Genomic DNA, 21,891 nt, shown 5'->3' with positions numbered 1-21,891 from the left:
CTTACTACTAGCTACTTACTACTTAATCAATATTTTCTTCTCTGATTATTATTCCGGTTATTGGTATAATTCGTTTTCGGACGATAGTTCTGTGCCAGACGCTCTGCCATCAAACGAACAATATCATCATCCATCTGTAGTTTTCCACCGGAAAGTTCAGACAGATCCTCAGCAATCTTACGATCATCTACCGTATCCTTATTCCAGGCCATATAATCTTTCTTCATATGGTTACAAATAAGAGCGATCAGATTTTTCTTTTCATCTCCTTCCGGAAATTCACATGCTTTATTAATAAGTATCTCAAGCGTACGTCCGTAATGGCGATAGCGAATTTTAGTACTTGGATAAGGGATAGGTTCCGGTTTTGTCCCTAAGTTCTCCTCGCGGATGATCTCGTATGGATATTTAATATCCAACTTGAAGTTGGCCATAATAGCCAAATGATCCCACAGTTTATGTTTAAAATCGGGTACATCTCTTAGATGAGGAAACATATTTCCCATAATATTGATGATAGTATTTGCACAACGTTGGCGTTCGGCCGGATCTTGGATAGTAAGTGCATGATCTACCATATTCTGGATACTTCGCCCATATTCGGGAAGGGGCATTCTCTTCTGTTGGGTGTTATACTGCATAAAATAATAATTAAAAATTAAAAGTTAAAAATAGGAACAAAGCACTTGTTACAATACCTTTTTAGGAAGGGAAGCAACAAACTCTTTCAAATAAAAAGGCTCAAAATAGGCTACATCTTTATAATCCTCTTTTGCTACAGCTTTCTCGGCAAGCGGAAACATCATCTTAGCCAAAGGATGTATATCGTCAATAAAATGTGCATTCGGATGTGTTATCTTCTCTCTACATTTGGCTGCACCATTACCAAAGAAATAAACCGGATGTTCATCCAAAATATCAAGATAGGAATTCTCATCGATAATATCCGCAGAAATAGGACGTATCACATTCAGGCTGCGATCATAAACAGCTGCATATACCTCCATACGGCGTGCATCAATCATCGGACAGAGAAGAGCGTTTTCCGGTAACTCATGATACAACAATACCGGTACACACAATACTTCAAGTGTAGGAATACCAATCAGCGGTATATTACGCCCATAACAAATCCCTTTAGCCATTGAAACCCCGATACGAAGCCCGGTATACGACCCTGGTCCACAACTTACAGCCACCGCATCCAAAGGAATTGCATGACTATCGATAAACGACAAAGCCTCATCAACAAAAACTCCTAACGACACGGCGTGTGAAGGACCTTTCATATCTTCCTGCACAAAAATCGTCTGTCCGTCTTCACTCACCGCTACCGAACACACTGCGGTAGAGGTTTCAATATGTAAGATACACGACATAATTTTCAGATTATTAAACTGACGCAAATTTAACTGATTATTTTCAGATTACCACACGGTAGCATGAATTAAAGCAGATTTCAGTTAAAATTCATTGTTAAAATGTTTTTTTTGCTTACTTTAGCAGACTATTTTATACAAGCAAAAGGCATAAATAAACAACAAACATGACATGAGCTATCTCCGCTGTATCCTATATACCCTTCTCTGCTGTCTGGGGACTAACATTTCTCTAGCACAATCTTTCCAAGAGAACAAACCCGGTATCCCTTTAATTTCTGTCCAGGTAATTCGCGGAGACAGCCTGAAATCATTGCTCAACCAAACTACAAATCCTCATAAACGTATCGATTTGCTTCTCAATCTAAAAGACATTAATGAAGGAAATGTGATTGAAACACAATATACAAGACAATTGTTCGAAGAAGGTAAAAAAGCGAAAGATTCCTATGCAACCTTTGTGGCAGTAACTCATATAGTCACCAAGTACGCCAATCAGCAAGAAAGGTCGGATTCTTTACACAACTATTATATCAAAACGCTGGAAGAAATAGAAAAAGGGACTCCTGCCGAAGGAGCAGCCACCTTCTTCAGAATGAATATCTACCACAGATTAATCGGTGCTACAACCGGCAAGCAGGAACGTACAAAAATCTTCCGGAAGATACGTAAAGAGCTAAAAGCCAGGCAAGTTACTGAAGATAAATATCAGAAAGTGGAGCGTTTGTTTCTTGAAGGATTGATGCAACTGTGGGAGCTCAACGACCAAGGAAAATCTAAAATCTATGTACCTGAAATTCCACTTTGGGAAGAAGCCTGGAAGACAGCACAGGATTTTCCGGGAGAATATGTCCGCAGATATTATTTGGGCTCCATCCACTCCCTTCTGAGTGGTGCTTACAATCAGAAGCAAGATTACGAGAACCAAAAAAGAATCACCTGGCAAGTAATTGATGAATGTAAAGCTTACTACAAACTTTCAGAGGAAGTGTATCCACGTCCTTTTCTCTATAAAGACAATACATACGTGAGATATTACACACAGTTGATACGTGGTGCTATGTATATCAGCGACGAAGAAGCCTACAAGATTTATAACCTTTTCCGCCAGCATATGCTGTCTGCCCAAGAAGATTTTTTGGACCGGAACAAAATATATCTTTTTGAAACTGCTTATCTCTTCCTGGGAAATATGCATCGGGTAGATGAAGCCCTTGCTAATTGTGACTCACTCATCCACATGATTGAAACCAACCATGCCCCCGGATTCACCCGGGTATTGGAAACCTATAAAAATAAAGCCTACCTTTTCCGCCGTGCCAATCGCCCGGAAGATGCTTGTATCGCTTATGAGCGTGCGATGCAGGTTTCTGATTCTTTAATTAAGAAAGAATATATTGAACGCGTTGAAACATTACGTCTCAAAAATGATATCGACAAACTCAAACTGGAAAAAACGGTACTGACTGCCCAAAACCGACTGATAGAATTTATCTTCACCAGCTGTATTTTGATCGTAGTGGTTTCTATCAGTATGTATTACTACAAAAGCCTTAAAAAGACGCGTAAACTTCAAAAGGAAATTTACCGGCAAAGCATCAAAGCACAAGAAAGCGAACAAATGAAGTCTGCTTTCATAAACTCTATTTGCCATGAGATACGTACTCCTCTAAACTCTATAAATGGTTTCTCTGAGATACTAGTTGACGAATCGACCCCTTTAGAAGATAAAAAAGAATATCAAGACATCATACAAGAAAATACGCGAATACTGACCTCACTACTCGATAGCCTGATAGAGGTAGCCAATCTGGACAGCCTTACCGAAGCACTCCCTCTGGAGGATATAGAAGTTACCTCAATTTGCCGTATGGAAATGGAATTTCTACAAGAGACAGAAGGTAAAGAAGGCATACAATATTTACTTGATCTTCCTGCGAAAGAGTGCATAGCCCATACCCACGCACAATACCTCTCATTGTTATTACGCTCCTTACTGAACAATGCAAATAAGTTCACCCAAAAAGGTAGCATTTGTTTATCTTGTAGTTGTGACAAAGAAAATAAAAAAATCATTATTAATGTAACAGATACCGGCTGTGGCATTTCGACAGACAAACACGAATATGTATTCCAGCGTTTCACCAAGCTGAATACGTTTACTCTTGGTAACGGATTGGGACTATACTTATGTCGTCTTATTGCAAGGCATATGAATGGAAACATAAAAATAGATCCGAACTGGTCTAAAGGAAGTAAATTCATCTTCACAATCCCTATGGGAAACAACCAAACAGAATGAACACTACAAAGTATTACATATTATTACTTTTTCTTTTCTGTACACCGTTCGCTTTATCTGCCGAAAACACGTTGAAAGATAGTTTACAGAACGTACTGAAACATACCGTTGATGCCCCTCAACGGGTCACACTATTAATTAATATATTAGACCTGTCCGACTCTGATCCTGATGAAATTTCTATTGCACGCGAATTATATAAAGAAGCACAACAGGTCAATGATAAGTTTGCTTTATCTGCATCATTGGGGCCAATCACAATCGGTATGATAAACAATCCGGAAAAACGAGACTCTCTGTCGATGATTCTCAACCAGGCAGAAAGCTTTATGAAAAATTCTACCGAAGATGGTATACCGGAATATTATAAGATGACACATAAAGCACGAATCCTGCAAATGGCTTCACGAGATGAGCGGGCAGAAATTTGCGACCGCATTCAAGAAGAGATCAATGCACAAAAGCCTTCTGAGAACAGATATCAGAAAGCTTCCCGACTCTTTCTCACAGGAGTAATACGCTACTTATTTATTTCGTTGACAGAGAGTTCTGACTTTAGCGAAGCATTACCATACTGGGAAGAAGCCTGGAGGCTGGTAGATGAATTTCCACTCCCTGCCCGTAAGAACTTCACAGCCAATATTTACGTCATGCTAAGTTTTTCGTACAAAAACACCGGAAACAGCGATAAACTAATCAGAATCTCAGAGGAATATCTGAAAAGAATGGATGAATACTTCACCCAGAAAGAAGTTATCAACCGCCGTCCTTATATCTACAAAGACAATGCTTATCTGATATGCTATCAACAATTAATGCTTAGCCATAAGCTTATAGGTAAGGTAAAAACAAATGAATATTACACTAAATATTGTAAATTTGCAAGAGACGGAAAAGGGGACGCTCTTTTACGTAACAAACTCTATTTCTACCTGGCCAGTCAACAATATTATGAGAGTCTGGAAAGCAAGGAACAAGCACTGGCTTTCTGTGATTCAGTAATAAACCTTATCGAAAGTGGAAAAGCAATCAACGTGAATTATACTACCCATTATCAGAAAAAGGCAAGATTACTGAGAGAGCTAAAACGGCAGGAAGAAGCCTGCCTGGTGTACGAACGAGCTCTCCACGTAACAGACTCATTGGTACGAAAAGAGTTGTTGCAACAGATCGGTGAAATGCAAGTGACCAACGAAGCATCCGAACTTAAACTGGAAAAAGCAGCAATCAGCAGTAATATCCACAGTATTGCATTTTATTGTACTACAGGATTAGTAATCATTTCTATCCTCTTCAGTATTTACTTTTATATTAATCTGCAACGTACTAAAAAGCTTCAGCAAGAATTAATCCGACATACCCGGAAAGCGCAGGAAAGTGAACGTATGAAATCAGTCTTTGTCAAATCCATTTGCCGGGAAGTACGTGCACCATTGGATAACATTAACACCTTCACCAAACAGATAACGGACGATTCGTTAAGTTCCGAAAAACGGGCTCGATACTCCAGTATCATTACTGACAATTGTAAAGAACTAACCTCCTCATTGGACAATATGCTGGAAACTGCTTATAAAGAAAGTTCTTCTCAATAGCACATATAACAACACATTCCCCTTCAATAAAAGGTATAACAGAGGGATATATCGCCATATTTTTTCGGTTTTGAAGCAATAATCTTAAAATATTCCTGTACTTTTGCAAAAAACAATTGATTATATGATACAATCTATGACGGGATATGGCAAAGCGACTGCTGAGCTGACCGAAAAGAAAATAAATGTAGAGATTAAATCGCTCAACAGTAAAGCAATGGATTTATCTGTTCGTATTGCTCCGGCATACCGTGAAAAAGAGATGGAAATCCGTAATGAAATCTCACGGACGCTGGAACGCGGTAAGGTAGATTTTAGCCTTTGGGTAGAGAAAAAGGAAAGTGCCGAAAGTGCTACGCCTATCAATCAAGTGCTGATAGAAGGATATTATAAACAGATAAAAGATATTGCAGACAATTTGAGCATTCCGGTTCCTGTAGATTGGTTTCAAACACTACTTCGTATGCCGGACGTAATGACAAAAACAGAAATACAAGAACTGACTGAAGAAGAATGGGAAACCGTGCACGTCGCTATTGAAGAGGCTATAAAACATCTGGTTGATTTCCGCAAACAAGAAGGTGCAGCACTGGAAAAGAAGTTTCGCGAAAAGATAGCAAATATCTCTCACCTGCTGGAATCTATTACTCCATACGAAAAAGAACGCGTTGAGAAGATCAAGGAACGTATTACAGACGCCCTCGAAAAAACTCTAAGCGTGGATTATGATAAAAACCGCCTGGAACAAGAGCTTATCTATTATATAGAAAAACTCGATGTCAATGAAGAAAAACAACGCCTCAGCAATCATCTGAAATACTTTATCAGTACCATGGAAAGTGGTAGCGGTCAAGGTAAGAAACTCGGATTTATTGCCCAGGAGATGGGACGTGAAATCAACACATTGGGTAGTAAATCCAATCATGCAGAGATGCAAAAGATTGTAGTCCAGATGAAAGATGAACTGGAACAGATAAAGGAACAGGTACTTAACATTATGTAGTGCTTCCCGCACGGGGAAGTGCGGCAAGCCTTGTTTTACTAACACAAATTGTGTATGAAAGGGAAACTTATTATTTTTTCCGCTCCTTCGGGTTCGGGTAAATCTACAATTATAAATTATCTGCTAACGCAAGATTTAAACCTTGCATTCTCCATTTCGGCTACAAGCCGTCCGCCACGTGGTGAAGAGAAGCACGGAGTAGAATACTTCTTCCTCTCTCCGGATGAATTCCGCCAGCGCATTGCGAACAATGAATTTCTGGAATATGAAGAAGTATACAAGGATCGTTACTACGGCACCTTGAAAGCACAGGTGGAACAACAATTGGAAGCCGGACAAAATGTAGTGTTCGATGTAGATGTCGTAGGTGGATGTAATATAAAGAAATTCTACGGAGAACGAGCCTTATCCTTGTTTATCCAACCACCCTGCGTGGACGAGCTTCGTCGTCGTCTTGTGGGTCGGGGCACAGATGCTCCCGAAGTCATAGAACATCGTATAGCTAAAGCCGAATATGAATTGGGCTTTGCCCCCAAATTTGATAAAGTGATTATCAACGATGATCTGGAAACAGCCAAAGCGGAAGCGTTGAAAGTAATCAGAGAGTTTCTGACATTATGAGTAAATTGAAAACCGGAATATTCAGCGGCTCTTTCAATCCGATACACATTGGACATCTTGCATTAGCTAATTATCTTTGTGAATTCTGCGGGTTAGATGAGGTCTGGTTTGTAGTAAGCCCACACAATCCATTGAAAGAGCAAGCTGATTTATGGCCCGACGAATTGCGCCTCCAATTGGTACAGCTTGCCATCGGAGACTATCCACATTTCCGTGCTTCTGATTTTGAATTTCATCTTCCCCGCCCCTCGTATACAGTCCACACATTGGACTGCCTGAAAAGCAGCTATCCCGAACGGGAATTCCATCTGATCATTGGTTCGGATAACTGGCTGACATTCAACCGTTGGCGCGAGCCAGAACGAATTATTGCAGAGAACCAAATACTCATCTATCCACGTCCCGGATATCCCGTAAACAAAGACGAATTACCCGGAACAGTCCGTATCGTCGACTCTCCTACCTTCGAAATAAGCTCCACATTTATCCGTCGTGCTCTGACCGAAGGAAAAGATGTACGCTACTTCCTCCATCCGGCTGTCTATCGCCTGTTGCGTGCTGAATTATAGGGATACTCCTTATCTCAATAAGGGTTGTTGTACGACATGTACATGTCGTACATCCCCAGATGTACATGTGGAACAGTACGAGATGTGCATCTCGTACTGCATGACATGCACATCTCGTACATCGTTAAACTACGCCCTCCCATGCATTCCAATACAATAAACGATACGAAAGGAAGTATGAGCCGTACTACTGCTTCTGTTGATGTAACGTAATAACCACCACTTCTGTCGGAGCACCAATACGTATATTCCTGTTAGAAGTACCCAGGCCATTGGTAACAATCATTGGTATATTAGCCGTATTATACTTTAATCCTGTAAGAAAGCGGCTTCCATAGTGAGAGGGGATAATAGGGGCATAACCAAAGATACGCACTTGCCCACCATGAGTATGCCCGGCAAGAGCAAGATCAGTATTTGCAACAGAAACATCTTCGACGTAATCAGGAGTATGAACAAGCAAAATGACAAAGTCCTCAGGAGAAAGATCAAGCGTAGGCGATTTAGCATTCTGTTTCAAATCAAAAGGGTTGCGCACACCGGCAATAAGTATCTGTTGTCCTTCGCGTTTTAGTGTGTCCACCCGATGTTCAAGAACACGCATACCATAGCGTTGCATTTCACGAACAATGTCATCATGGCAACGCTCGTAATCATTGTTACCCATCACGCCATACGTTCCCATCGGAGTTTTCACCTGAGACAAAGCAGCAAACAATTCGGGTACATATTCACAGCCTTCCTGATAGTCCCCTCCCATCAGCAGTACATCCGTCCGTTCAGCTATCAACAAGCGAACGAGACCAGCCAGTTCCTTTTCTTTAAAAAGACTCTTATAATGAAGATCGGAGATAAAAGCAATACGGAAACCATCAAAAGCTTCGGGCACATCCCGATGAGTAAAGTCATACTTCACCACTCGGTCCACTCCTTTATAAGCGGAGGACGTACTTACTGCAGAATGCGTAATTAATGTACCGGGAGCCGTTCCTGCCGGAACAGAAGGACGAGCCACAACAGATTTAGATTGCTTCTGATGCTTTTTGTTACGTTCCGGTTTCTTTAGTGTCGAATAATCCGGAGCAAAAAGCGTAGAAGACAGAGTGGAAGTATCAGAATAAAGAGAATCCACATTCAGTATAGGATAGGACGGAGATACTACCAGATTTTTCTTCGATTTACAAGAAGAAAAGAGAAAAGAAAGTAAAAACAGGAAGTATATTAACTTCTTCATATGTCAAAATAATAAGTGAATGAGCAATTTTCTAATTTGTTACCCAAAAGATACCACGAAGACGGGCTGCAAATTATTTTTCGAGAAGCAAAGATACGGATTTTTGAAGTATCTTTGCAGTATGGAAGAGATAAAACAAAATTCGTTGCGTGCATGGATACTTGCTGCACGCCCTAAAACACTGGCAGGGGCAGCTACACCTGTACTTGTAGGTACTGCTCTGGCTTATGCCGACGGACAGTTTCACTGGCTGCCTGCACTGGTATGTTTTCTTTTCGCCGGACTGATGCAGATTGCAGCTAATTTTATCAATGATTTATTCGACTTTCTGAAAGGTACAGACCGGGAAGATCGCTTGGGACCGGAACGGGCTTGCGCACAAGGCTGGATTTCTCCCAGTGCTATGAAACGGGGAATATTATTCACCATAGTCATAGCATGTCTTATCGGATGCATACTGCTGTTTTATGCAGGTTGGCAGTTGATACTCGTGGGGATATTATGCGTAATGTTCGCCTTCTTCTATACCACAGGACCTTATCCCCTTTCGTACAACGGCTGGGGAGATGCACTGGTAATCCTGTTTTTCGGATTCGTTCCGGTAGGTGGTACCTACTACGTACAAGCACTCACATGGACTTCGAATGTAACAATAGCTTCATTCATTTGCGGATTGATCGTAGATACTCTATTAGTAGTAAACAACTACCGTGACAGGGAAGCGGATGCACAAAGCGGAAAGCGAACGGTAGTAGTCCGTTTCGGAGAACCCTTCGGCAGATATCTATATCTGATATTGGGAATTATTGCCGCAATATTGAGCCTGTGGCTATTGTCGGAAACACTCATTCCAGCCATCATAACAGCAGTTATTTATCTTACACTACACATCGCCACCTGGCGCAAAATGGTAAAGATACATAGTGGTAAAAAGCTAAACAGCATACTGGGCGAAACTTCGCGCAATATGCTGCTTATGGGGATACTTCTATCACTGTCATTAGTAATTAGTAATTAGTGATTAGTACCATGCGGCATAATAGCGCAGCCACTAATCACTTATCACTAATCATTAATCACTATTTATACATCCTTTCGTAGTATTTCTGATAATCGCCACTGGTTACTTCTTCCACCCATTCCTGATTATTCAGATACCACTCAATGGTTTTCACAATGCCCACTTCAAACTTTGTTTCAGGATACCAGCCTAACGCATCGGTAATCTTTGTTGGGTCAATAGCATAACGTTGGTCATGTCCCAAACGATCTTTCACGAAAGTAATCAAACTCTCGTTCATCCAATCGATAGTTATTTCACCATTAGCATTCTTTTCCTGCTTTTTCAGTACCTTACGATATTCCGGATGCTCAGTCATCAAACGATGTATAGTAGCAATGGTCAATTTAACAATTTCGAGGTTGGTCTTTTCGTTATGTCCACCCACATTGTACACTTCGCCTTCTACTCCCTGGCGCACTACCAGATCAATAGCTTTACAATGGTCTTCCACGTACAGCCAATCGCGTACATTACTACCGTCACCATATACAGGAAGTTTCTTTCCTTCAATAATATTCTTGATAATCAATGGAATCAGTTTTTCCGGGAAATGATACGGACCATAGTTATTAGAGCAACGAGTGATAGTAACCGGCATTTTATACGTATCATGGTAAGCCATTACCACCATATCCGCACTTGTTTTTGAAGCACTGTACGGACTATGCGGGCAGAGCGGAGTTGTTTCATGAAAATACCCTTCAGCCCCTAACGAGCCATACACCTCGTCAGTAGATACCTGGTGATAACGCACCCCCTTACGCCAGGTTGGATATCCGTTCTCATCTTTTCCTGTCACCCAGGCACGACGGGCAGCGTCAAGCAGGTTCTGTGTACCCAAAATATTAGTAATAAGGAATAACTGAGGGTTCTCAATACTACGGTCAACGTGACTTTCAGCCGCGAAGTTCACAACATAGTCGAACTTATATTCAGCAAAAAGCCGATCAGCCAAATCACGATCGCAGATATCTCCTTTCACAAAAAAGCAACGTTCATTGTCAATGTCTTTTGCAATGGTGCCAAGGTTTCCGGCATAAGTCAGTGCATCGAGCACCACTACACGAATATCATCATGTTTGGCCAGAATGTACTTCAGATAATTAGCGCCAATAAATCCGGCAGCACCGGTTACAAGATAAGTTTTCATATTATTTCTGTTATGTTGATTTTATTGTTCAGCCAGTTCCAAAAGATATTTACCATACTCTGTCTTTTGTAGTTTTTCGCCCAGTACACGAAGTTGCGCTGTTGTGATCCAACCGTTACGCCAAGCTATCTCTTCAATACAACTGACATAAAATCCCTGTCGGTTCTGAATAGTAGCTACAAAATTAGCGGCTTCAAGCAAACTATCACAGTTTCCTGTATCCAACCAGGCAAAACCACGACCAAAAAGCTCAACCTGCAACGTACCTTCATCGAGATAAAGCTTATTCAGATCAGTAATTTCATATTCACCCCGGGCAGAAGGTTGAAGCGATGCAGCCTTTTCAGTAACAGTAGCATCGTAAAAATAAAGACCGGGAACAGCATAATTACTTTTAGGGATAACCGGTTTCTCTTCAAGAGAAATGACCTTTCCTGACTCATCAAACTCAACTACTCCATACGCACGGGGATCTTTCACATAATAGCCAAAGACACAAGCCCCCTTCTCTATCATAGCCGCCCGACGAAGCATAGCCGAGAATCCTTGTCCATAGAACATGTTATCTCCAAGTATCAAACATCCCGGTTCTCCATTCAGAAAATCGGCGCCCAGTACAAATGCCTGTGCCAACCCATTAGGTTGTTCCTGTACCTTATACTGAAAAGACATACCCAGCTCTTCACCCGTTCCTAAAAGATCACGAAACATAGGTAGATCACGGGGAGTAGAAATTATCAATACTTCACGAATACCCGCCAGCATCAATGTAGAGAGTGGATAATAAATCATCGGTTTGTCATATACCGGCATGATTTGTTTCGATATGGCTTTAGACAATGGATAGAGGCGCGTAGCACTTCCACCGGCAAGAATAATCCCTTTCATAAGTAGTTCTTTGTAATTACGAGGACAAAGAACGGAAAGAATTTTGAAATGACAAAATAAAAAGACAATAGTATAAGCAGTATTCTGCTTTTTATTACATTTATAGAGTAGATTGAATCCTATTTGTAATCACCTTCAAGAAATAAAGACTTATGAAAAAACACTCCCTGCAACTACTGATACTTTGTGTATTCTTGGCCGTAACAGCCATGACCTGCGATGACTATGACATCGAATCTAAACAAATTCCCTGTGTTTTGACAGGAATAGAAGTATATTCCTGGGATAATGCAGGAGATACCCCGCAAGTCCCAACAGAACAAAAAATAAAGAAAGAGGCCTATATACTGGAGATACGATTGACTTCGGACGCAGGAACACAGCCTGATAAAGAAATATATGACAGCAATTATAAACTGGAAGACGGTATTGTGAAAATCAATATCTATACAGAAGAACCGTTCAACAATGATTTTCAAAAAGATGCAGACGTGACTTCCTGCTTTCAGGATTATCCGGCCCGACTCACTAAATATCAGATCAAAGATTATACCAACCAAGGAGATACCATTCAGTATGTAACTCCCGTCAATCAGATTTTCAAAGCACTATTGGTAACACCACAAGCAGGAACGCATAGCTTTCGCGTAGTTCTGACAACGGCAAACGGAGACAAGATAGAACGTAAGATCACCCCTGTTACATTGTACTAAAAAAAACACAACTTATGAATAGAATTTATCTACTACTATTGCTATCGGTGTTTTGTGTAACCACACAAGCACAAAGCAGCTTGAAAGAAATAAATAGAATAATTCAGATAGACTTATCCGGCGGAGCCAATTTCGATCTGAGTCACCGTACAGAAAGAAACATGATGACTACACTTACCGATCGTAGAAAAGTAGTTCCGGCATTAGATATGCGTATACTACATTTTCCTTCCCAAAGATGGGGATGGTATATCAACCTGGAACTAAAAATGATAGGAGAACAGATAAGAAACTGTTACCAGGAAATATGTCAGCCCCTTGAAGCGAATTATTATATTAAGAACAATATTCCCTATATAAATTCAGAACTCAATAAAACAACTTTCAATATGAGCACAGGGGTTGCTTATCGGATTGAAAACAAAAGATGGGCTTTCTACCCAAGATTGGGTATTGGCATAAACAACCATACCTGCCAGACAATAGATATTGAACTAAAAGGTAAAGGTAACAATGAATTATACAGCATAAACACATATCTCCCGGACAAATACGATAACTACGTAAATATATTTATGGCAACTTTAGGAATCAGTACTAATTACAAGCTTAGCAAAAGATGCTATTTATTCCTTGATATGGCTTATGTACAACCTTTGGAAAATGTCCACGTAACTTATACAAAAAGTAATCTTTATGACAAACTACCAGAAAAACAAACCTATAAAAGCAGCACTATCGGACGTGACTTTACTGTAAGTATCGGTTTAGGATTTCCTATTTATCTGAATAGAGCCCAAAAAACAGCCCAAAAGAAAACCACTCAAAAAGAACGAATGAAAAGGATTATGGAACATAAACGAAAAGCATTCGGACTATTCCCCGGTAACAAATAAGTCCCCATCCACTTTGTACTAATTGAAATTCTAACTTATCAAATATAAAAATGACCGCTGGATTTTATTATCTATAAATAAAATCCAGCGGTCATCTCATCTTCCTTCGTTTTCTATTTCAAAAACCATGCATTTATATCCATCAGTTTACTTTTCATAGCTTCCGGATTCCCATATTTTACAGCAACCTTTTCAGCCATAAATGCCGGATGATCTGCTCTATGATGCGATATACGTAGTAAGTCAAAGAAACGGTTACCTTCATAGGCCGTTTCCGCAGCCATCTCTTCAAGGATTTTTTGCTCAACCCAATCGACAGAATCCTGTAACGCTACAGCAGGAGGGTTCTGTGAGAAATCAGGAATTACAAAGTCAGACATATCTTTCGAAATACCCATCCCGCGCCCACGGCAAGCCGTACCTACATTATAAGACGTAAACGAGAAATCAAGATACGATTCTCCACCAGCCAATTCGGCAGGATTTACCCTTTCCGGATTGGCAATTGTTTCTTCCGTCAACCCATATTTCAACACTGCAAAGGCAAATGTAGGTTTTCCGGCACGGTTTACAGCTTCAGCAAAGCGTAAATAAAGATGAGGATGACGATAAAGAGGAATCGATCTCAGAATATATGCATTCTCCAGCAATCCATTGTTATCCTCAACAGGTATTGTAAATTCCTCTTGTGCACCATTCACAAACTTTTTAATAAGTATCTTCGGCCCCACACCTGCAATATTCGCCGATTCAAACGTATCTCCCAATTCTTCATTGGTAGACGGAATTTTTATGTTTCCACGCAAATCGCCTGTAAAGTAAGCCGTAATCGTTCCGTCCAAACGGGTAGCAAAGAAGTGTGTTTTCAATGACATTTCGTCAATAAAGTTTTGTGTGGGCAGCAGACTTGTTACATTATTGAAAGACATGTTAACCAAATCAGTGTGATAGTCTTTCGGTACAGAACTATACGCTATTTTAGTAATCACTTCATCAATATAAGAATTGATATGTTCACCGGTAGCACCGTCTCGAGCCTGAGAATTCCAATAACTAATATAGCCTGATGAGATAGAATAGTTTTTATCGACCATCAATTTATAATACATACCAGCCGCTTCATTATACTGATTCTGATAGAGATATAAATCTCCCAGCAACATCGGAATGGGAATAAAGAACAACGGCGAGTACAGACCGTCAATAGAGCCATAATTCAGACTACGTACATCAATATAAGGAAGCAAATCGGTAATCAACTTTGATGCCAGATCGTCCATCCCGATCACCGGATATTCTTTTAAAGCCGTATCATAATCTAAAATAGGCTCAGTAATGTAACTTACCTTTCCATAAATCTGAGCCAACTGAAAATAGGTCCATGCCCGTATCGCTTTTATCGCTGCAAACTCAGGTAACATCACTTTCTCATTACGAATGGTGATTGCAGTATCCATCCGGGCAATCGCATAGTTGCAATTATTGATGATCGTATAATAATTCCGCTTATTCAAATAGGTATTCTCTGAAGTAATATCGAAGTTATTAATCTCTTTCAAAGAAAAAGACGCATTATCAGACACAGTCATCAAATCACCACGCAACTCACCAAGTAACACATAGGGCTCTCCCACCTTTTGAAGCTGTGAGAGTATACCTATCACAGAATAAATTGAATCGTTGGGCGACTTGAGCTGATTATCATCTTCAAAGGCAACCCTTGAAGAATCCGTATTCAACATATCCTCACAACTCCCTAAAAAGAATAATACTGTGATCAAAGTGAGTAATGCTCCTGTATGTTTGATTTTAGTTTTCATATCTCTTATGTTTTTTTACAGACTAAAGGTTATTATAAATTAACTCTAACTCCTATCAGGAAAGAGCGGGATTGGGGTGTAAGACCTGCATCTATACCTTGATACAATACCGAATTACCATAAGAGAATTCAGGATCCGCACCTTTATATTTTGTGAGAGTAAACAGGTTGTTGACGGTTCCCCACACTGTAATTTCCTGAAGATAAGACAAATTCAGTGGTACTTTGTAAGATACAGACAAGGTCTTGAATTTCAAGAAAGAGGCATCCTCAATCCAACGATCCGAGAAACGTGAGTTCCCCATAGGGTCCTTGTATACAGCACGAGGGATATCGGTCTTCTGCCCATTGGCTACCCAACGGTTTTGCATACTTGTTGCCTGATTATAGATATTACTACCCGACTCCAAATTAGCCCGAAGTCCGTTATAAGCGTCATTGCCATAAGAGTAGGTAAACAGCGTTTCAAGAGTCAGATTCTTATACCGCAGATTGAAATTAAAGTTTCCGTATAAGTCCGGATTAGGATCACCAATCACCTGCAGATCTTTCTCATTGATGATATGATCTTCCACTACCTCCTCAAAACGCATATCACCGGCACTAAACGGAATAAGCTCTCCCGATTCGGAACGAAGACTTAATCCTGCTGCAGCTGCTTCTTCACTGGTACTGAAAACACCTTTAGTCTTGTATCCGTAGAATACTCCCGCAGGACTATTCTCGGCAGTAAGAATCCGGGCTCCCTGAAAATCTGTGGTGTATGAACCACCTGCCAGTGAAACTATTTTATTCTTATAATGTCCCAACATCGCACCGAAGTCAAGTTGCCAATTACGCAAATTAAGCAAACGCACATTCGTCATAATCTCAAATCCTTTATTCTTCAACTTACCATCGTTAGTCAATGAATACTCAAGGCTCGATGTTTCAGGAAGCTGCTTACGTATCAGCAAGTCTTTGGTAGTAGAGGTGAAAAAGTCTGCTCTAACTGACCAACGGTTATTGAACATGCTGAGATCCACACCGAATTTTGCTTTTCCCGTGGTTTCCCATTTCAGTTTGTCATTCTTGTAATTAGCAAGAATAAGGCCGTTGGCACTTCCCATAAAGTTTATAGAGTTGAAGTACGAACGAGTTGCATAATTCTGCAGGTCATCATTCCCGGAAAGTCCATAGCTAACATCCAGCTTCAAGAAATCCAGAAAACGGATGTCTTTCATAAACTCTTCGGACGAAACAATCCATCCGGCAGACACAGAAGGGAAAATCCCCCATGCAAGCCCACCCATTTTGAGGGCACCTTCGGCTTCTTTACCAAAACGTGAAGAAGCATCCATAGCAGCAACTACATTTAGCAAATAACGGTTCTGATATTTATAATCCGCATTAAAGTACCAAGACATAGATCGCCAATTCTCTGTTGTACCAGAAGTACTACGCAAGCTGGAAGTTGTATTCGACAAGCTGTTCATACGATCTGAACTGGTATTATGCCCTTCACCGTAGTTTGACTCCAAATTATCAGAGAAAAAGCGATACCCACCGGTCAAATCTAAATTATGAACACTGTTACGTATCGGAGACCAATCAACAAAGGCGTTCCAATGAATCGAAGTCTGCTTTGCCATGGAGTTTTTAACCATATTGCGCGAGTAGGCATATATTTCTCCGTTCTCATTCACCAATGGCTGCTCAGCCAAACCTTCCGACGGCTTGAAATACTCTTCGTTCAGTTTATCCCACGTATAACTGAACATCAATCCTACCTTCAGTTTATCCGTAAAAGAATAAGACGGAAGAGCGTTGATATTAAAACGATACTTCTTAGAAAGCCCTACACTCAAATCGACCAAAGAGATCGGGTTACCAACACCCAACTCATCTACATTACTCAATTTTGTGCTTTGTGAACCATCGCGGTTATATTGATAAGGACTATACACCGGCGACTTGATCAGTGACAGGTAAGACGGTGAAGCAATCTCATCAATACCATCGTTACGCATGTTATTTTCAGACTGTGCGAAAGCAATGTCAAAAAGGAACTTCAATTTATCAGTCAGATGAATATCCGAATTAAAACGTACGTTCAAACGGTTAAAATCTGTATTTTCAATATTCCCTTCACTCTTATTATATCCTACAGAGAAAGCATACAATGCAATTGCATCTCCACCTTTCACACTGATACCATAGTTCTGGCTCATTGCTCCCTTGTTTATCAGCTTCAGCCAATCCGTGTTATTATGGCTCGCTTTATAGTAAGACTTCGTTTGATCATCATCCAGAAAATGCAAATTATTAACCAGCGAACTGTTATCATACACATCGCTTAATACATCGGATGCATACAACCGGTAATCTGCCGCTCCCATCACGGGAATCGTCTTGTAAGGAGACTGATACCCCAAAGACATAAAGGCGGAGATATCAGTAGCCATACTCTTACTACGCTTTGTATTAATGATCACTACACCGTTACCACCTTTACTGCCATAGATAGACGTTCCGTCTTTCAACACTGTAATATCTTCCACATCGTTGGGATCAATCAATGCAAGCGGATTATTAAAGAATCCAGCATGAATGGAAGCCATTCCTTCCTGCATCTGCCATATCGCCCCATCAACGATATATAAAGGCTGAGCCTTCATATTCAGAGAATTCAATCCACGAATAAAAACAGCCGCCCCATTTCCCGTTGCTCCGGAATGTGATACAGAACGCAATTCTCCACTCAGACGAGTTGAAAAATCCTGATCAATACTTGCAATCGACGGTGTAACCTTTGTTACCACGCTCGCCTTATTGGCCGATAAAACCGTTTTATCATAAAAACTGCTTGCCTCTGTGTCTTCCAACAACTGTATATTAACGTTACTACGTCCTTTCACTGAAATGATCTGAGGCAGATAGCCGGGAGCATCAACAGCCAATGTCACATTCGTATGAGGCACTTTGAGTTCAAACATTCCGTCATCGGAGGTCATTGTCGTGATTCTCGTATCTACCACACTGATTCTGGCTCCGGCAAAATTCTGTTTCGTAGATGAACTTACCACCTGTCCTCTCACAATATGTTTATATTGTTCAACCTTTACCTGGGCAACCGCTGTGGAGTCAGTTTCCTGAGCCATCACAGCACCGCCACCTATTGTCATAAGCAAGCATAGACCTATCGGTTTAAGCATAAATCTCATATTTAAATATATCTTTTTCATTGATCACTGCTCCTATTTATTACGAATGGGTTCAAAAATAATCCTGTCAACACGGAATTTTCGAGTGAAAATATTAGCACTGAGTTCAGTTTTTGACACATTTGTATCTATTCTGAAATTCGTCGTCACATCTTTCGGAAGCAAACTGCTTTCTTCATCAAGCATCCACAAACGATCATAATAATTCGAGACTGGGAATTCAAATTCACTGGCTACCTTAATCCTTGTTTTTTGGGTTCCACTGGTCACAAATTCATCAGATTTAATCGTTTTGAATGTCGATTTACCCTGAGCATTCATATACGTAATGCGGAAAGAAAGCTTGGTACTGTCATTGGCAAAAGACTCTCCGTCAATAACAGCCGGTATAAAATCGGCATAGATATCATACTTACCGGAAAGTACGTCCGGAATATCAAATGTAACAGAAGGCTGTGCAGAAGTATTAGTCGGTTGTACCTCAATATAACGGTTACCGCTAATTTCTCCTATCCCACTATTCGTCCCTACCGTACGAGTATAGATACTGGTATAAATTCCCGTTACACGTCCTTCCTGTTCTTCACATTCCACCGATATGGGCTTATTCCATGTTTCAGTATTATCATACCTGATTTCATCTGCCAAATAAATCACACCGTTAGAAGCATTCACCCGGCTGGTTCCTTTGAAAAGATTGTTAACATCTGTAATGATACTTCCCGATGTTGATGTCAATGTCGTATACTCCGCCGGATCATTGATTCTTTCTCTGTAAATCAAATCATTGATAATGGCAAGTGAAGTTTGTACTCTCTTAATTGAATCTGCCAAATCAGCATCTGCGTTATAAACATTAAAATAAGGAGAGATCCGTTCATAAGCAGCATCCCAGGCAGCATCCGTCGGAATAATCATCGTAAAGACAGAATCTTCGGCAGAAATATTACCTAAACCATACAGTTTATCCTCCAGCAAAGGATTATACCAAGTCGTGATCGTATCATACCCCTGTTCTTCCTGTATCTCCTTGAGATATCTCGAAATAAACGAGGCTATTTTAGTCGTATTACTTTGAGCCGTAATGTATTCAGAGAGATTATGAGCATATACAATTTGCTTGTCTACTGTATGCAAGATACCATTTTTGGCAAGCCGGTCTTTCGATATCAAGCTACTTCCCCCAAAAGTCAAACCATCCTGATGAGAGTAATAATACACCTTACCGTTTATCATACGTATCACTTTAGAATCCGGTTCCGAAGTAGAGTGATTGAAACGTGCAATATGATTGCTAACCAACAGACGTACCTGTTCCAGATCCGATTCATCCACTGCTGCAATCGCCTCATCGCTGGGCGCCCAAACGGTAAACGTCTGAGTTGAAACGAGCAACGTATCATATCCTGCCACTTTGATGAGCTTGGCAAACTTCGATAATGAACTGCTTTCTTTTATTAATTCATAAAGGTTTTGATCCGGCAGCGTTTGATTCCGGTCATAATGTTCGTTCCATTCATCCTTGCACGAATACATCATGAAAGAGACAAAGAGCACAGCAAGTAGAAACGCTGTTTTTATGGTATTCTTCATAAAAGTATATTTTTTTATTTATTCCTCTTTTAGTATCAATCTTTCCCTTCTTTATCAATATAGCTCACCGGTACGTATTCCAGATAATCGAAATGGAATTCAAGATTGTCAGCTTCCACATTCTTCGCTCTGAAATAGTGCGGAGCATAATCCTGGAAAGTAAACGTACCGATAATAATACGAAGACTCATATTATCCTGACGCAATGTCTTGTGGCCATTCAAACTATAAATAGAATTCGGTGCTTTCATATAGCCGCGGTTTCGCATCATCTTATCATTTTCTACTCCTTCATCAGTTGTTTTGTCATCATCTACCCAACCTACACGAGGATCGGTACCAACAATTCTCAAGTCGACCGGAATACCCACAATTTCATCATCAATAAATAATTGTGCTACTCCGCGCCATGTCTCTGCACGATATCCCAATCTGATTTCGTAAGTTCCGGGAGGAACCGGATGCATCCTTAACGTGAAGTCGTACCACCCGGACATAACCATTTCGTCCGCCTGATAATTGGTCCAGTCTTCACTTGCCCAAAGTTTTAGTTTGGTATCATTGGTGAAATGAAAATAATCCCCGCAATAATCAGCCGTGAAGGTATGAGAATTATCTATCATCTTCCAACGTATGTTATTATTTGTCAACTGAGGAGGAATGGAATAACAGTCAAAACGAATACGTTTATTCAACACATCATTCTCCATAATGTCTTTATCGTACACCAGAATCTCATTCAACGCATGAACATATCCGTTCAATCCATTCAGATTGCTCTGAAAATCACTGATACTAACATGAGTGCCATCCTTTTGTGTGTTCAGCCTATTCCCCGATTTTATTTCAATCATCCGGTATTGAAGCATCGTCTCATAATATTCAAATCTCTCATTTTCAGCACCCGGAGCCGTTGCTGCCCCTGAATACAGAAAATCATTTGTAGACATCTGTCTTTCCAGCATATGATAGGATACAAATTTATTCAAAGCATTTTTTCTACTTGTATAATCATTGGCATCCTCATTCCCATAATAACGGGTAGCATACTCAGCCATTTCTTCTACAGTTTCTATGCCTGCCTTTTTGAAAGCCTCATTCGTTTCAGCGAATATGGTATACCCATATTTTTTCATTTCCGGATACTTAAATATAGTTCCGCCAAGCACCAAATCCGCCGCCGGCTTTTCATAAGTGAAATCGTATACTTTCATGATCGAATCACACATCCCAGTCTTTTCAAGAGCCTGAGAGAACAGACTGAAATAGTCCTTATCCTGCATAAGCCCAGTCAAATAGGCATTAGACGGATCCACAATATCTCCTATCACATGAATAATTCCATTGTGCACTTCGATATCTTTCCGCAAAATAGGCACTTCCTGATTAACCAGAATTGTCTGATTCCCCTCCGTAAATCCCGAAAACGATATATTGATAAAACGATCGCTCATACTGGGTTCCGGAAGTGAACCCTCCTGAAATGATTCCGTCGCATAATTGGTTAATTCACTCTTGATAACGTGATTATAAACAATCTGCAACTTATCTTCTTTCGTCAAATCATTATAGGTAATTTCTTTTGCCTTGAAATATTCCTGAAAAGCAGAATCCGTAGGCATGAAACAAGTGAAATGTCCGTAACTGGACAATAAAGAAGAGGTTCCGGAATCATTAATAAGCTGATTGAAAACGGTAAAATTAGTTCGGTTGCTACAATAGGAAGCAACAGTTTCTCCCGTAAACGTATAGAATGCATCCCCTTCTACATTGTCGTCCACACAAGAGGGCACCAATATAGTTGCAAATAGCAAGAGAATAAGAACCGATATTGAATATTTTATTTTCTTCATAACGCTTGA

At 40.3% G+C, this 21,891-nt stretch carries 17 protein-coding genes; 8 read left to right on the top strand and 9 right to left on the bottom strand.

The features are described 5' to 3' along the window. Positions 1-26 precede the first annotated feature (26 nt). Positions 27-641, bottom strand: a complete 615-nt coding sequence (locus VCM39_RS04865) for a DUF4290 domain-containing protein (protein WP_221649578.1) — start codon at positions 639-641, stop codon at positions 27-29. Positions 642-689: 48 nt separating this feature from the next. Continuing rightward, positions 690-1,379, bottom strand: a complete 690-nt coding sequence (gene tsaB / locus VCM39_RS04860; protein WP_289293158.1) for a tRNA (adenosine(37)-N6)-threonylcarbamoyltransferase complex dimerization subunit type 1 TsaB — start codon at positions 1,377-1,379, stop codon at positions 690-692. 172 nt (positions 1,380-1,551) lie between these two features. Between tsaB and VCM39_RS04855 the strand changes: the two genes are divergently transcribed. From VCM39_RS04855 to nadD, 5 genes are all read left to right on the top strand, one after another. Then, positions 1,552-3,681, top strand: coding sequence for a HAMP domain-containing sensor histidine kinase (locus VCM39_RS04855; RefSeq protein ID WP_322933128.1), 2,130 nt, complete (start codon positions 1,552-1,554; stop codon positions 3,679-3,681). Further along, positions 3,678-5,276: a histidine kinase gene (locus tag VCM39_RS04850; protein WP_221649575.1), complete on the top strand. Its 1,599-nt coding sequence runs from the start codon at positions 3,678-3,680 to the stop codon at positions 5,274-5,276. Before VCM39_RS04855 ends, VCM39_RS04850 begins: the two co-directional genes overlap by 4 nt. Positions 5,277-5,400: 124 nt before the next feature. Beyond that, positions 5,401-6,279, top strand: coding sequence for a YicC/YloC family endoribonuclease (locus VCM39_RS04845; RefSeq protein WP_221649574.1), 879 nt, complete (start codon positions 5,401-5,403; stop codon positions 6,277-6,279). 54 nt (positions 6,280-6,333) lie between these two features. After that, on the top strand, positions 6,334-6,900 hold the full coding sequence (gene gmk, locus VCM39_RS04840) for a guanylate kinase (protein WP_221649573.1): 567 nt from the start codon (positions 6,334-6,336) through the stop codon (positions 6,898-6,900). Further along, positions 6,897-7,469 carry a nicotinate (nicotinamide) nucleotide adenylyltransferase gene (gene nadD, locus VCM39_RS04835; protein ID WP_221649572.1) on the top strand — a complete coding sequence of 191 codons (573 nt, stop codon included), beginning with the start codon at positions 6,897-6,899 and terminating at the stop codon, positions 7,467-7,469. The genes gmk and nadD overlap by 4 nt, the downstream gene beginning before the upstream one ends. 187 nt (positions 7,470-7,656) lie before the next feature. On the opposite strand, the gene VCM39_RS04830 is transcribed toward nadD, so the two are convergent. Then, positions 7,657-8,703 (bottom strand): metallophosphoesterase, encoded by a 1,047-nt coding sequence (locus VCM39_RS04830; protein WP_322933129.1) that lies wholly within the window; start codon positions 8,701-8,703, stop codon positions 7,657-7,659. A 121-nt stretch (positions 8,704-8,824) separates the two neighbouring features. Between VCM39_RS04830 and VCM39_RS04825 the strand changes: the two genes are divergently transcribed. Next, on the top strand, positions 8,825-9,721 hold the full coding sequence (locus tag VCM39_RS04825) for a 1,4-dihydroxy-2-naphthoate polyprenyltransferase (protein WP_221649570.1): 897 nt from the start codon (positions 8,825-8,827) through the stop codon (positions 9,719-9,721). Positions 9,722-9,782: 61 nt separating this feature from the next. On the opposite strand, the gene rfbB is transcribed toward VCM39_RS04825, so the two are convergent. Beyond that, positions 9,783-10,916, bottom strand: a complete 1,134-nt coding sequence (rfbB, locus tag VCM39_RS04820) for a dTDP-glucose 4,6-dehydratase (RefSeq protein ID WP_221649569.1) — start codon at positions 10,914-10,916, stop codon at positions 9,783-9,785. Positions 10,917-10,937: 21 nt separating this feature from the next. Continuing rightward, positions 10,938-11,804 carry a glucose-1-phosphate thymidylyltransferase RfbA gene (rfbA, locus tag VCM39_RS04815; protein WP_322933130.1) on the bottom strand — a complete coding sequence of 289 codons (867 nt, stop codon included), beginning with the start codon at positions 11,802-11,804 and terminating at the stop codon, positions 10,938-10,940. Positions 11,805-11,956: 152 nt separating this feature from the next. Here rfbA and VCM39_RS04810 point away from each other — a divergent pair, with 152 nt between their 5' ends. Beyond that, complete coding sequence (locus VCM39_RS04810; RefSeq protein ID WP_221649567.1) at positions 11,957-12,517, top strand: DUF5034 domain-containing protein; 561 nt, start codon at positions 11,957-11,959, stop codon at positions 12,515-12,517. 14 nt (positions 12,518-12,531) lie between these two features. After that, positions 12,532-13,413: a hypothetical protein gene (locus VCM39_RS04805; RefSeq protein WP_221649566.1), complete on the top strand. Its 882-nt coding sequence runs from the start codon at positions 12,532-12,534 to the stop codon at positions 13,411-13,413. A gap of 113 nt (positions 13,414-13,526) precedes the next feature. On the opposite strand, the gene VCM39_RS04800 is transcribed toward VCM39_RS04805, so the two are convergent. The 4 genes from VCM39_RS04800 to VCM39_RS04785 are packed head-to-tail and all read right to left on the bottom strand — an operon-like array spanning position 13,527 to position 21,882. After that, positions 13,527-15,233, bottom strand: coding sequence for a RagB/SusD family nutrient uptake outer membrane protein (locus VCM39_RS04800; protein ID WP_322933131.1), 1,707 nt, complete (start codon positions 15,231-15,233; stop codon positions 13,527-13,529). A gap of 32 nt (positions 15,234-15,265) precedes the next feature. Further along, positions 15,266-18,427 (bottom strand): SusC/RagA family TonB-linked outer membrane protein, encoded by a 3,162-nt coding sequence (locus VCM39_RS04795; RefSeq protein ID WP_322933132.1) that lies wholly within the window; start codon positions 18,425-18,427, stop codon positions 15,266-15,268. Positions 18,428-18,469: 42 nt separating this feature from the next. Then, the gene (locus VCM39_RS04790; protein ID WP_289293146.1) at positions 18,470-20,029 is read right to left on the bottom strand and encodes a fasciclin domain-containing protein; all 1,560 of its coding nucleotides are present in this window, start codon (positions 20,027-20,029) and stop codon (positions 18,470-18,472) included. A gap of 35 nt (positions 20,030-20,064) precedes the next feature. Continuing rightward, positions 20,065-21,882 (bottom strand): fasciclin domain-containing protein, encoded by a 1,818-nt coding sequence (locus tag VCM39_RS04785; protein ID WP_322933133.1) that lies wholly within the window; start codon positions 21,880-21,882, stop codon positions 20,065-20,067. Positions 21,883-21,891: the final 9 nt, after the last annotated feature.

Source organism: Bacteroides mucinivorans, assembly GCF_034654355.2.
GTDB lineage: Bacteria > Bacteroidota > Bacteroidia > Bacteroidales > Bacteroidaceae > Bacteroides > Bacteroides nordii.
Note: the sequence above shows the minus strand (reverse complement) of the source record. Positions and strands in the feature narration are given on the sequence as shown.